The sequence below is a fragment of the Streptomyces neyagawaensis genome (assembly GCF_023516595.1).
GTDB lineage: Bacteria > Actinomycetota > Actinomycetes > Streptomycetales > Streptomycetaceae > Streptomyces > Streptomyces neyagawaensis.
The window spans coordinates 75,005-88,309 of sequence record NZ_JAMGBG010000117.1; the positions used below are offsets into that span (position 1 = coordinate 75,005).

11 protein-coding genes are annotated in these 13,305 nt (G+C 72.6%); 4 read left to right on the plus strand and 7 right to left on the minus strand.

Annotated features, from left to right (window positions below; all coding sequences use genetic code 11):
- Positions 1-7: 7 nt before the first annotated feature.
- The gene (locus M8J73_RS34625) at positions 8-553 is read right to left on the minus strand and encodes an NUDIX domain-containing protein (RefSeq protein WP_249829490.1); all 546 of its coding nucleotides are present in this window, start codon (positions 551-553) and stop codon (positions 8-10) included.
- A 55-nt stretch (positions 554-608) separates the two neighbouring features.
- Positions 609-1,502: a DMT family transporter gene (locus M8J73_RS34630; protein WP_055541897.1), complete on the minus strand. Its 894-nt coding sequence runs from the start codon at positions 1,500-1,502 to the stop codon at positions 609-611.
- 302 nt (positions 1,503-1,804) lie between these two features.
- Between M8J73_RS34630 and M8J73_RS34635 the strand changes: the two genes are divergently transcribed.
- The 3 genes from M8J73_RS34635 (at position 1,805) to M8J73_RS34645 (ending at position 5,006) form a co-directional block, all read left to right on the plus strand.
- Complete coding sequence (locus M8J73_RS34635; protein ID WP_055541898.1) at positions 1,805-3,460, plus strand: FAD-binding dehydrogenase; 1,656 nt, start codon at positions 1,805-1,807, stop codon at positions 3,458-3,460.
- Positions 3,461-3,541: 81 nt separating this feature from the next.
- Complete coding sequence (locus tag M8J73_RS34640) at positions 3,542-4,345, plus strand: molybdopterin-dependent oxidoreductase (RefSeq protein WP_055541899.1); 804 nt, start codon at positions 3,542-3,544, stop codon at positions 4,343-4,345.
- Positions 4,329-5,006 carry a cytochrome b/b6 domain-containing protein gene (locus M8J73_RS34645; protein WP_249829491.1) on the plus strand — a complete coding sequence of 226 codons (678 nt, stop codon included), beginning with the start codon at positions 4,329-4,331 and terminating at the stop codon, positions 5,004-5,006. Before M8J73_RS34640 ends, M8J73_RS34645 begins: the two co-directional genes overlap by 17 nt.
- A gap of 290 nt (positions 5,007-5,296) precedes the next feature.
- On the opposite strand, the gene M8J73_RS34650 is transcribed toward M8J73_RS34645, so the two are convergent.
- Both M8J73_RS34650 and M8J73_RS34655 read right to left on the minus strand, forming a co-directional pair.
- A complete protein-coding gene (locus M8J73_RS34650; RefSeq protein WP_055543228.1) occupies positions 5,297-6,694 on the minus strand; it encodes a GntP family permease in 1,398 nt (465 codons plus the stop codon).
- A gap of 79 nt (positions 6,695-6,773) precedes the next feature.
- Positions 6,774-7,292, minus strand: a complete 519-nt coding sequence (locus M8J73_RS34655; protein ID WP_249829492.1) for a gluconokinase — start codon at positions 7,290-7,292, stop codon at positions 6,774-6,776.
- Positions 7,293-7,436: 144 nt separating this feature from the next.
- On the opposite strand from M8J73_RS34655, the gene M8J73_RS34660 reads away from it, so the two are divergent.
- The gene (locus tag M8J73_RS34660; protein ID WP_055542333.1) at positions 7,437-8,162 is read left to right on the plus strand and encodes a FadR/GntR family transcriptional regulator; all 726 of its coding nucleotides are present in this window, start codon (positions 7,437-7,439) and stop codon (positions 8,160-8,162) included.
- Between the two features lie 35 nt (positions 8,163-8,197).
- Here M8J73_RS34660 and M8J73_RS34665 read toward each other — a convergent pair whose 3' ends face one another.
- The 3 genes from M8J73_RS34665 to M8J73_RS34675 form a co-directional block, all read right to left on the minus strand.
- The gene (locus M8J73_RS34665; RefSeq protein WP_157873340.1) at positions 8,198-8,659 is read right to left on the minus strand and encodes a YchJ family protein; all 462 of its coding nucleotides are present in this window, start codon (positions 8,657-8,659) and stop codon (positions 8,198-8,200) included.
- Positions 8,660-8,720: 61 nt separating this feature from the next.
- Positions 8,721-10,109 carry a M1 family metallopeptidase gene (locus M8J73_RS34670; protein WP_206188026.1) on the minus strand — a complete coding sequence of 463 codons (1,389 nt, stop codon included), beginning with the start codon at positions 10,107-10,109 and terminating at the stop codon, positions 8,721-8,723.
- Between the two features lie 68 nt (positions 10,110-10,177).
- On the minus strand, positions 10,178-13,305 hold a 3,128-nt coding region (locus M8J73_RS34675; protein WP_249829493.1), incomplete at its 5' end, for a Pls/PosA family non-ribosomal peptide synthetase.

The window sequence follows — 13,305 nt, forward strand, 5'->3', positions numbered from 1 at the left end:
AGGGACCCTACCCGTGACCCCCGCCGGCCCCGGTCCCCGCCCCCGCGCCCCCGGACTCCCGAAGCCGCTCCCACGCGGCCAGCCCGTCCGGCACCCATTCCCAGTCGTCCAGCCGCCGCTCGACCTCGGCCTCGGTCAGGAAGCCGTACCAGTCGACCTCCTCGACCTGCGGGTTCACCGGCAGCTCACAGCGCACCTCGTACACGGCCGACCACCAGGTCCCGCCCTCCCCGTCGTCGTACAGGAACTTGAACAGCGGCACCGGCCGGGGCAGCCCGGACACCCCCAGTTCCTCCTCGGCCTCGCGCAGCGCCGCCTCGTCGTAGGACTCGCCGGCGCCGACCACCCCGCCCACGAACATGTCGTACAGGGAGGGGAACACCAGCTTCGTGGCCGTCCGGCGGTGGACGAAGATCCGCCCCTCGGCGTCCCGGGCCCGCACGAACACCGCCCGGTGCCGCATTCCGCGCGCGTACACCTCCCCGCGCGGGGCCTGTCCGATGACCTGGTCGTTCTCGTCCACGATGTCGAGGATCTCGTCGGCGGCACTCATGCCCTCATCCAACCAGGCGAGCCGTCACCCGCCGAGACGCGCGGCCCCGGCGCGGTCAGCCCCGCTGGAGCTCCCGCACCCGCGCGCTCCCGGAGTGGTTGCACGGCATCGCCGGATGCATCCCGAGCAGCACCACCCCGACGACGATGCCGACGAGCCCGGCCGCCTCCCAGGCCAGCGCCCCCGCGTCGGTTCGCAGCCGGTCCCCGAGGAAGCCCACCCCGCAAGCGATCCCGGCGAGCGGCTGCGCGGCCGTGAGCGCGGGCAGCGACATCCGCAGCGGCGCCGCCTCGAAGGCGCTCTGCACCAGCAGCAGCCCCGTCACCCCGAGCAGCAGCACCCCGTACGGCTCCCACGTCGTGAACAGCCCGCCCCAGCCGCCGTCGGCGAACACCTGCCCGCTCACCCGGGTGAGCGCGTCCTGGACGCCGTACAGGAGCCCCGCGGCCACCGCGAGCAGCACCGGTGCGACAGCGAGCCGGAGCCGCTTCGCGTACGCCGTCAGCAGCAGCGCCGCCCCCACCATCACACCGATGATCAGCCACTGCCGGAAGTCCCCGCTCGGAGCGGTGCCGCCCTGCGGCTGCCCCGCCACGATGAACGCCGTCACCCCGCCCGCGAGCAGCGCGAGCCCCGCCCAGCCCTGGCGGCCCAGCGGCTGCCGGTTGCGGCGGCGGGAGAGGGCGAGCGCGAAGAGCAGATTCGTCGCGAGGAGCGGCTCCACCAGCGAGACCTCGCCCTGGCCGAGCGCGATCGCGCCCAGCGCCATTCCGCAGACCATCAACCCGATCCCGCCGAGCCAGCGGGGCACGCGGACCAGGTCGAGGAGCAGCCGGGGGGAGAGGAAGTCGCCGATCGGCGCGTGCGCGGCGGCTTGCTGCTGGAGCACGAAGCCGAAGCCCAGACAGCAGGCGGCGCACACGGACAGGAGAAGAACCAGAACCGACACGCGGAGTACCTCGGGTCGTCGGACGGGCCGCTGCGGCCGTCCCACGGGATGTGCCGCTCGGATTCCCGCTCAAGGGCGATTCATGCCTCGACGGGTGGCCCGATACGTATTCATACGACTCTAACCGTCACCTCGTGGGCTGTCCGTAAGCAGAGACACATCCGGACAGTTGACTAAGTCGCGTGTTCTGCCGAAGGATCTGATCCGAATGCTGCTGACCGGCCAGTAACAAAGCGTCGGCGGCGCCTGGCCCGCCACGCCCGCCCCGTTTGACCGCGCCCGTTCCCGAGAGGACGTCATCCATGTCGTACGACGCAGATGTGATCGTGATCGGGGCGGGCCTCGCCGGGCTCGCGGCGACCGCGGAGCTCGTCGACGCGGGTCGCAAGGTGATCCTCCTCGACCAGGAGCCGGAGCAGTCGATCGGCGGGCAGGCGCACTGGTCCTTCGGCGGTCTCTTCCTCGTCGACTCGCCCGAGCAGCGCCGCCTGCGGATCAAGGACAGCCACGCCCTCGCCCTCCAGGACTGGATGGGCACGGCCGGCTTCGACCGTGAGGAGGACCACTGGCCGCGCAGGTGGGCGGAGGCGTACGTCGACTTCGCCGCCGGTGAGAAGCGCTCCTGGCTCCACGGGCAGGGCGTCCGCTTCTTCCCCGTGGTCGGCTGGGCCGAGCGCGGCGGCTACGACGCCAACGGGCACGGCAACTCCGTGCCCCGCTTCCACATCACCTGGGGCACCGGCCCCGGCCTCGTGGAGCCGTTCGAGCGGCGGGTCCGGGAGGGTGTCGCCCGGGGCCTGGTCCAGCTGAAGTTCCGGCACCGGGTCACCGGGCTCGCACGCAGCGCGGGCGCCGTGGACACCGTCACCGGCGAGATCCTCGAACCGTCGACGATCGAACGCGGGCAGCCCAGCACCCGCACCGTCATCGGCGCTTTCGAGCTCAAGGCCCAGGCGGTGATCGTCACCTCCGGCGGCATCGGCGGCAACCACGACCTCGTCCGCGCCAACTGGCCGGAGCGCCTCGGCAACCCCCCGGAGAAGATGATCTCCGGTGTGCCCGCGCACGTCGACGGCAGGATGCTGACCATCGCCGAGGAGACGGGCGCCCGCCTGATCAACCGCGACCGTATGTGGCACTACACCGAGGGCATCCAGAACTGGAACCCCATCTGGGACAACCACGGCATCCGCATCCTGCCCGGCCCGTCGTCGCTGTGGCTGGACGCCCGCGGCAAGCGCCTGCCCGTGCCGCTGTTCCCCGGCTTCGACACCCTCGGCACGCTCGAGCACATCATGAAGACCGGCTACGACTACACCTGGTTCGTGCTCGACCAGAAGATCATCGGCAAGGAGTTCGCGCTCTCCGGCTCCGAGCAGAACCCCGACCTCACCGGCAAGTCGATCAAGGACGTCTTCGTCCGGGCCCGCGCGGACGTCCCCGGCCCGGTCAGGGCGTTCATGGACAACGGCGTCGACTTCGTGGTGGAGAAGGACCTCGGCTCCCTGGTCCGCGGCATGAACGCGCTCACCAAGGACCCCCTCATCGACGAGGCGGAGCTGCGCCGCGAGATCGTGGCCCGCGACCGGGAGATCGCCAACCCGTTCACCAAGGACCTCCAGGTCATGGCGATCCGGGGCGCCCGCAAATACCTCGGCGACAAGCTGATCCGCACCGCGGCCCCGCACCGCGTCCTCGACCCCAAGGCGGGCCCGCTGATCGCCGTCCGCCTCAACATCCTCACCCGCAAGACCCTCGGCGGCCTGGAGACGGACCTGTCGTCCCGCGTCCTCACCGAGGGCGGCGACCCCCTGGAGGGCGTGTACGCGGCGGGCGAGGCCGCCGGCTTCGGCGGCGGCGGTGTCCACGGCTACCGCTCCCTGGAGGGCACGTTCCTCGGCGGCTGCCTGTTCTCGGGCCGCACCGCGGGCCGCGCGGCGGCGAAGGCGACGGCCTGATCCCTTGGTGGATGTGACGGATTTCTGACGGACCTCCGCCGTCCCTGGCATCTCAGGGGCGGGGGATGGTCGAATCGTTGTGTGAACCCTGAACATCCCGAGGCGCGGGAAGCGCCGACGGAGCATCCCGAAGAGCGCGAGCGCCACGACGGCCGGGACGTGGAGCACGGCCAGGACCCGGAGCGGGGCAAGCCCATCGGCCGCCGGATCTTCCTCGGCACCCTCGGTCTCGGCGCCCTGGGCGTGGTCTCCGCGCCCGTCCTCCAGCGCGGACTGGAGGGGTTCCTCGGCGAGGCGGCCCAGAAGGACCCCACGGGCCTGACCGGTCTGCTCCCCAACGGCGGAGGCTTCCGCTACTACTCCGTGACCGCGTCCGTCCCCCGCAAGAACGCGGGGAACTACCGGCTCACCGTCGGCGGCCTGGTCGACCGGCCCGCCTCCTACACCCTCGCCGATCTGCGGGCCCTGCCCCAGACCCGGATGGTGAAGGACGTCCAGTGCGTGACCGGCTGGCGGGTCCCGGACACCCCGTTCGAGGGCGTACGGCTCTCCGAGCTGCTGGACGCGGCCGGGGTGCGCTCCTCGGCCGGCGCGGTCCGGTTCACCTGCTTCGACGGGGCGTACAGCGAGAGCCTCACCCTGAAGCAGGCCCGCCGCGCGGACGTCCTCGTGGCGCTGCGCATGCAGGACAAGGACATCAGCCACAACCACGGCGGCCCCGTACGCCTCTATGTCGCCCCGATGTACTTCTACAAGTCGGCCAAGTGGCTCTCCGGCATCGAGGTCACGGAGGACGTCGAGCCGGGCTACTGGGAGAAGCGGGGCTACGACATCGACGCCTGGGTGGGCCGGTCGAACGGGCGGGACGATGAACCGACGACTTGAGACACCGCCCGCCGGAGCCGGAGCCGGAGCCGGAGCCGGAGCCGGAGCCGGGTCGGGGGACGGGGCCGGGGTGCCCGCCCGCGTCCGGCGCTTCACCCCGGCCGAACGCTGGATCCACCGCACCACGGCCGCCCTGATGGGGGTCTGCGTCGTGACGGCGGCCTGCCTCTACCTGCCCGCCCTCGCCGAGCTGGTGGGACGGCGGGCCCTGGTGGTGACCGTGCACCAGTGGTCGGGCCTGCTCCTGCCCGTCCCGGTCCTCGCGGGCCTGGTTTCCCGCGCGTTCCGCGCCGACGTGGGCCGGCTGAACCGCTGGGGGCCGCACGACCGGGTCTGGCTGCGCGCCGCCCGCCGCCGTACGCCGGGCCCGCGGCCCGCCGCCAAGTTCAACGCCGGCCAGAAGGTCTACGCCGCCTGGATCGCCGGCGCCACGCTCGTCATGCTCGCCACCGGTCTGATCATGTGGTTCACCCATCTCACCCCGCTGGCGTGGCGCACCAGCGCGACCTTCGTCCACGACTGGCTGGCCCTTACGATCGGGATCGTCCTGGCCGGCCACATCGGCATGGCCCTGGGCGACCCGGAGGCCCGCCGGGGCCTGCGTACGGGCCTGGTCTCGAAGGAGTGGGCGGACCGGGAGCACCCCTTGTGGCGGCCGTAGCGAGCCGGCACCGCTAGTGCCGTGACCGGAAAGGTTCACCGGCTCGCGACGCCTGGCACGGCACCTCGCCGCGTTGTCGCATCACCCGCGTACATCCAGTACGCGGGCGATGCTCCGCCTTGCGATGCTCCCCCACTGCCTGAATGGCGTGGGAGGTGCCCCCAGCACCAGACGCCGCGAGCCTCCCGGCAAACCTTTCCGGTCACGGCACTAGCCGGGCCTCCGGCCTGCGCGATGGGCCCCGGCCCGCAGCCGGGCGCCCATCGCGCAGGACCGGCGTCCTGAATCACCTAGATGACCAGCGACAGGAGCAGCACGAGCGCCCCCGCCACCACCGAGATGATCGTCTCCATGACCGACCAGCTCTTGATGGTCTGGCCGACGGTCATGCCGAAGTACTCATTGACCATCCAGAAGCCGGCGTCGTTGACATGGCTGAAGAACAGGGAGCCGGCGCCGATGGCGAGGACGAGCAGCGCCGTGTGGGTCGTCGACATGTCGGCGGCCAGCGGCGCCACGAGCCCGGCCGCGGAGATGGTCGCGACGGTCGCCGAGCCCGTCGCGAGCCGGATACACACCGCGATGAGCCAGGCCAGGACGAGCGCGGGGATGGACCAGTCCTCGGAGATCTCGAGGATCATCCGCCCGACCCCGGAGTCGATCAGCGTCTGCTTGAAGCCTCCGCCGGCCCCGACGATCAGCAGGATGCCCGCGATCGGCGCGAGGGACGTCTCCACGGTCGACGACAGCCGCTCCTTGGTGAACCCGGCCGCCCGGCCCAGCGTGAACATGCCCACGATCACCGACGTGAGCAGCGCGATCAGCGGTGAGCCGACGACGTCGAAGACCCGCTGCACCATCTGCTCGGGGTCGTCGACCACGATGTCGACCAGCGCCTTGGCGAGCATGAGCACGACGGGCAGCAGCATGGTCGCGATGGTCGCCCCGAACCCGGGCCGCTTCTCCAGCTCCTCCGACGCCCGCGCGGGGATCATGCGCTCGGGCACCGGGACGTCCACCCACCGCGCCGCGTACTTCGAGAACAGCGGCCCGGCGATGATCACGGTCGGCACGGCGACGAGCAGACCCAGCGCCAGCGTGACCCCCAGGTCGGCCTTGACCGCGTCGATCGCGACCAGCGGCCCGGGGTGCGGCGGGATCAGCCCGTGCATGACGGACAGGCCCGCGAGGGCGGGGACACCGATCCGCATCAGCGAGTAGCCGCCGCGCTTGGCGACCATCAGGACCACCGGGATGAGCAGCACGATCCCGACCTCGAAGAACAGCGGCAGCCCGATCACCGAGGCGATCAGCACCATCGCCCACGGCATCGCCCGCCCGCCGGCCTTCGCGAGGATCGTGTCGACGATCTGGTCGGCGCCCCCGGAGTCGGCGAGCAGCTTGCCGAGGATCGCGCCCAGCGCGATGAGCACACCCACCCCGGCCACGGTCGTCCCGAGCCCGGTGGTGAAGCTGACGATCACCTTGTCCAGCGGTGCCCCGGCGAACGCGCCGAGCGCGAGCGAACCGATGGTCAGGGCCAGGAAGGCGTGCACCTTGAACCTGGTGATGAGCACCACGATGACGGCGATGCCCGCCAGTACGGCTATGCCCAGCTGCGCGTGGCCCGCCGAGGTGATCGGCTCGACGGGGTCCGCTGCCAGCATCTCGACGCTGAGTCTGGTCACGGTGATTCCTTGAAGGGAGGGGGAGGCAGGGGAGGGGACAGCGGAGGGGTAGGTGAAGCGGGCCGGGGAGACGGATCGGTCACGACGCCGGGTCGAGCCGCGCTCGCAGCGCGGCGACCGCCCGGTCGGCGATCTCCTCGGGGCCGCCCGAGACGTCGACCTCGACACCCGCCTCGTCCGCGCCCAGCGGTTGCAGCGTGGCGAACTGCGAGTCGAGCAGCGCGGTCGGCATGAAGTGCCCCTGCCGGTGCGCCATACGGTCCTCGATCAGCGCCCGGTCGCCCGCGAGGTGCACGAAGACCAGGCCGGGCGCGGTGGACCGCAGCCGGTCCCGGTAGGCGCGCTTCAGCGCCGAGCAGCTGACCACCCCGCCCAGCCCGGCCCGGCCGCGCGCCCAGGCGCCGATGGCGTCCAGCCAAGGCCACCGGTCCGCGTCGTCGAGCGGTGTCCCGGCCGACATCTTCGCGATGTTGGCCTCGGGGTGGAAGTCGTCGCCCTCGGCGTACGGAACGCCGAGCCGGGTCGCGAGCAGGGGACCGATCGTCGTCTTGCCGGTCCCCGCCACGCCCATCACCACGACGACGGGAGGGGTACGCATCGCTACCTCGCTGTCCTCGTCGACATCTGGGACGTCAGTCGACGTCGACGCACACTGAAGCCCATTACGTAGGACTAATTCAAGCCCTCGTCGCCAATAAACCTGACTTTTTCCTCACGCCTCTCGCCTCGTACCCTGATCCCCATGAGCACACCGGGCCGGGGGCTGCACGGACGAGTACTGGACACACTCGGCCCGGCGATCACGGCGGGCGAGTACCCGCCGGGCAGTGTCCTGCGCACCGATGAACTCGCCCAGCGGTTCGAGGTGTCGCGCTCCGTGATGCGGGAGGCGGTGCGGGTGCTGGAGTCGATGCACCTGGTCGAGTCCCGCCGCCGGGTGGGAGTGATCGTCCGCCCGGCCGCTGCCTGGAACGTCTACGACCCGCAGGTCATCCGCTGGCGTCTCGCGGGCGCCGACCGCCCCCGCCAGCTGCGTTCGCTGACCGTCCTGCGGTCGGCGGTCGAACCGGTCGCTGCGGCCCTCGCCGCGACCCACGCCACCGCCGAGCAGTGCGCCGCCATCACCGAGTGCGCGCTCGGCATGGTCGCCCACTCACGCGGCCACAAACTGGAGGGCTACCTCCTCCACGACGTGGCCTTCCACCGGCTGATCCTCACCGCCTCCGGCAACGAGATGTTCGCCCGCCTCGGCGACGTCGTCGAGGAGGTCCTCGCGGGCCGCACCCACCACGAGGTCATGTTCGACGACCCGGACCCCGCCGCCGTCACCCTCCACGTCCAGGTCGCCGAGGCCATCCGCGAGGGCGACGCCACCCGCGCCGAACACCTCACCCGAGAGATCACCGAGGGCGCCCTGAAGGAACTCGACATTCTGGCCCCCAACGGCCGCCCCGCGACCACCGGTTGACCGACGCGGGCCCCAGCGGCCCCTGACGGCGGCCGTCAGTCCAGGAACTCCCCGTCCACATACACCCACGCCCCGTCCACCCGCTCGAACCGGCTGCGTTCGTGCAGGGTGCCGTCGTGGAACGAGGCGCGGAAGGTGACCGTGCCGGTGGTGTGGAAGGCCGAACCCTCGCTCGTGCCGAGGATCTCCAGGCCGGTCCAGCGCATGCCCGGGTCGAAGTCGACGTGTGCCGGGCGCGTGCGCGGATGCCAGGTCCGCAGGAGGTACGCCTCGTCCTGGACGACGAAGGCGCTGTACCGGGACCGCATCAGGGCCTCGGCGGTCGGGGCCCCGGCCGGTCCGGCGTGGAAACGGCCGCAGCAGTCCGCGTACACGCCCGGAAGACCGCACGGGCAAGGGCCGGCCGCCCTCGACGGCACCCCGCCGGGCGCCGAGGACCTGGCGGCGGACCGGGACGAGGTCTTCGAACGGGCCTTGGGGCTGCGACGCGACGACATGACCGTCATTCTGCCCGCCCTCGACACACGCCCTTACGCGGAGCCCCCTGCGCGGAGCCTCTTACGCCGTGCCCGCGTTTGTCGGCGGATACGGCGGCCGGGCCGGCACCGCTCCACCCGTCGGCGACGCCTGCGGCAGCGGCGGCAGCGCCGGCTCGTACAGCCACGCCGCGAACAGGTCGTCCAGCGGCCCGTCCGCGTACCGCCCGGCGTGCGCGGTGAACGACGCCGTCGTCACCGCACCCCCGCGATGCACCGTCGCCCAGCCGCGCAGCATCCGGAAGAACGCCGCGTCACCGAGGGCGCAGCGCACCGCGTGCACGGTCAGCCCGCCACGCTCGTAGAGCCGGTCGTCGAACATCAGCTTGCGGCCCGGATCCGCCAGCCGCAGATCCTGCGGTAGCGCCGCGAGCTTGCGGTGCGCGGCGGCCGCCAGCTGCGCCGCCGTACGCCCGCCGGACCGCTCCGACCACAGCCACTCCGCGTACTTGGCGAACCCCTCGTTCAGCCAGATATGGCGCCAGTCCGCGATGGACACGCTGTTGCCGAACCACTGGTGGGCCAGTTCGTGCGCGACCAGCCGCTCCGAACCACGCGCCCCGTCCACATGATTGGCGCCGAACAGCGACAACCCCTGTGCCTCCACCGGGACATCGAGCTCCTCCTCGGTCACCACCACCGCGTACTCACCGAACGGGTACGGCCCGAAAAGCTCCTCGAACAGCTCCATCATGGCGGGCTGCCGCGCGAAGTCCCGCGAGAACTCGGTGAGCATGTGCGCCGGGATGTGCCCGTGCTGCGGCACCCCGCCGGGCCCCGGATCGCCCAGCAGCACCGTCTGGTACTTCCCGATCGACAGGCCGACGAGATAGCTCGACGTCGGCGCCGACTGCTCGTACACCCACGTCGTCGTGGACGCCTTCGTCGTCCGCGTCAGCAGCCGCCCGCCCGCGACCACCTGGTACGCCGACGGCGTGGTGATCGAGATCTGGTACGACGCCTTGTCCGCCGGCCGGTCGTTGCACGGGTACCACGACGGCGCCCCCACCGGCTGGCTCGCCACCAGCGCCCCGTCCGCCAGCTCCTCCCAACCGAGCCCGCCCCACGGGCTGTTGACCGGCTTCGGATTCCCCGACCACTGCACCTCGACCGTGAACGCCGCCCCCGCCCGGATCGGCTTGGCGGGCCGGACGCGCAGCCTGCCGCCCCGGTGCGTGTAGTGCGGGGCCCGCCCGTCGACCCGGACCCGGCCGACCTTGAAGTCGGCGAGGTTCAACTGGAACTCGGTGAGCGCCGCACGGCCCGCTATGGCGTTCAGCCGCGCGGTGCCGGACAGCCGGTTGGGCCCGGGACGGTAGTCCACGCCCAGCTCGTACCGGTGCACCCGGTAACGGGCGTCACCGTTCGCCGGGAAGTACGGGTCCGGACCCATCGCCTGCTGAACCGCCACTGCCGCTTCTGCTCCCCGCTCCGCTGTCGTACGACGTCCATCGTCCCCCGGCATCGCGGACACGGCACTCAGGGCCGCCACACCTCGATCGGGTTGCCCAGCCACCGGGTGTCGTCAGGGACGGACTCCGCGGCCATGACCAGCGACGCCGGACCCAGCGTGGTGCGAGCCCCGACCACACTGCCGGGCAGGACGATCCCGCCCGGGCCCAACGTGGCGCCCTCACGGAGTTCCACAGTATCCGTCCGCAAGATCCGGTCGTGGAAGAGGTGGGTCTGCAGCACGCATCCCCGGTTCACCGTGGCGCCGTCGCCGAGCGTCACCAGATCGGTCTCGGGCAGCCAGTAGCTCTCCACCCACACCCCCCTGCCGATCCGCGCCCCGAGCCCACGCAGCCACACGTTCATCAGCGGCGTACCGGGCACCGACCCGGCCAGCCACGGCACGGCCACCACTTCCACGAAGGTGTCCGCCAGCTCGTTGCGCCACACGAACCCGCTCCACAGCGGATGCTCACCGCTGCGGTGCCGCCCCACGAGCAGCCACTTCGCGACGACCGACAACACACCCCCCAGTGCGCCCGCGCCGATCAGCACCAGCCCACCGAACAGCCACCCCCAGCCGCCGAGCGCGCTCAGCACGGCCACGGTCAGCAGCGCCAGCCCCGCCGAGCAGAACACCGGCACGATCCGGCACAGCTCCACCAGGGCCCGCGCCCACAGCAGCCGCGCCGGCGGCTCGTACGTCCGGCTCTGGTCCCCGCCGGTCGCCGCCCTCGGCAGCTTCATCGGCGGCAGCCCCAGGTACGAGCTGCCCTTCTTCGCCTTCTTCGGCGTCGCCGACAGCACCCCGACCAACCCGCCGTCCGGCACGGAACGCCCCGGCGCGGTCATCCCGGAGTTCCCGAGGAACGCCCGCCGCCCGATCTCCGCCCGCCCGATCCGCATCCAGCCGCCACCCAGCTCGTACGGCGCGGTCAGCGTGTCGTCCGCGAGGAACGCCCCGTCCCCGACGGTCGTCAGGCTCGGCAGCGCGAGCACGGTGGACACCTCGGCGCCCTTCCCGATCCGCATCCCCAGCAGCCGCAGCCACATCGGCGTGACCAGCCCGGCGTACAGCGGGAACAGCGTCTCCCGCGACCGGTCCATCAGCTGCGTCACCGTCCACGCCTGCCAGCCGACCCGGCTGTGCGTGGGATGCGTGCCCTCCCGCAGCCCCAGGCTCAGCAGCCGCACAGCCACGAGCAGCAACAGCGCGTACGCCGCCCCGAACGCGAGCGTCGCGGGCACCAGGCCCACCGCCGCGCCCCGCACCGCGGACCCGAGCCCCGCACCCGGCGCCACGAACAGCGTCAGCACGGCCAGCGCGGCGACCCCGGCGAGCAGCGGCAGCGCGGTCAGCCCGACACCGGTCGCCCCGTACGCGGCCCGCCAGAACCGGCCCCGCTGCGGACGCTCCTTCGGCCAGTTCCGCTTCGCCTTGCCCAGCTTGACCGCGGGGGCCCCGGCCCAGCGCTGCCCGGTGGGGATCTGCCCGGCCACCGCCGACCCCGGCGCCACCTCGGCCCGCTTGCCGACCCGCGCCCCCGGCAGCAGCATGCTCCGCGTCCCGACCACCGCGCCGGCGCCCACCTTCACGGCACCGATCTCCAGCCGGTCCCCGTCCAGCCAGTACCCGGACAGGTCCACCTCCGACTCCACGGCCGCGCCCCGACCGAGCTTCAGCAGCCCGGTCACCGGCGGCAGCGCGTGCAGGTCCACATCGGCCCCCACCTTGGCGCCCAGCGCCCGCGCGTACCGCTCCAGCCACACCCCGGTCAGCGAGGTCGCCCCGCTGAACTCGGCCAACCGCTCCGCGGCCCACAGCCGCAGATGCACGCTCCCGCCGCGCGCGTACCGCCCCGGCCGGACCCCGCGCAGCAACAGCCGCGCCCCGCCCGCCGCCACCGCGAGCCGCCCCGGCGGCGTGAAGAACACCAGCGCACCCGCCGCCACGGCCCACCAGGGCGCCGTCGGCAGCCACGCGTACGACCCGAGCAGATTGCCCAGCGCCGCCAGCGGCACCACCCATCGCAGCCCCAGCAGCGTGAACAGCGGCACGAGCAGCAGCAGTTGCACGACCCGCGCCCGCACCGGCACGGGCACCACGGCCCGCCCCGCGCCGTCCTCCTGCGCCGACTCCTCCAGGTACCGGGCCAGCTTCCGCAGCGTCGGCCGCTGATAGACGTCCAGCACGGCCACGCTCGGATACCGGCGCCGCAGCCGCGTCGTCAGCTGCGCGGCCGCCAGACTGCCGCCGCCGATCGCGAAGAAGTCGTCGTCGGCGCCGCCCACCGGCGCACCCAGCACCTCGGCCCACTGCTCGGCGAGCCACGCCTCGGTGCCGTACAACTGCTCGGCCGGCCCACCGGTCTCCAACTCGGGCAGCGGCCACGGCAGTGCGTCCCGGTCGACCTTCCCCGACGTCCGCGTCGGCAGCTCCTCGACCGGCGCCAGCAGCGGCACCAGCGCCGCCGGCAGCTCCGCCCGCAGCCGCTCCACCGCCGCCGCCCGGTCCCACCCGTCCTGGGTGACCACATACCCGACCAGCAGCTGATTCCCGCTCCGCGCGGTCCGTACGGCGGCCGCGGCGCCCGCGACCCCGGGCAGGCCCTGCAAGGCGGCGTCCACCTCGCCCAGCTCGATCCGCCGCCCGCCGAGCTTGATCTGCTCGTCCGCCCGCCCGAGGAAGACCAGCCCCTCCGGCTCGGCCCGCACCAGGTCACCGCTGCGGTACGCCCGCTCCCAGCCGAGCGGGGGAAGCGGCGCGTACTTCTCCGCGTCCTTCTCGGCGTCGAGATACCGCGCGAGCCCCACCCCGCCGATCACCAGCTGCCCGCTGCCGCCCATCGGCACCGGCTCCCCGGCCTCGTCGACGACGGCCAGCTCCCAGCCGTTCAGCGGCAGCCCGATCCGGATCGGCTCCGCGCCGCTCATCAGCGAGGCACACGCGACGACGGTCGCCTCGGTCGGCCCGTACGTGTTCCAGACCTCGCGCCCCTCCGTCACCAGCCGCTGCGCCAGCTCCGGCGGGCACGCCTCACCGCCGAAGATCAGCAGCCGGACGTCGTTGAGCGTCTCCGGCTCCCACAGCGCCGCGAGCGTCGGCACCGTCGACACCACGGTGATCTCCTGCTCGACCAGCCACGGCCCCAGAT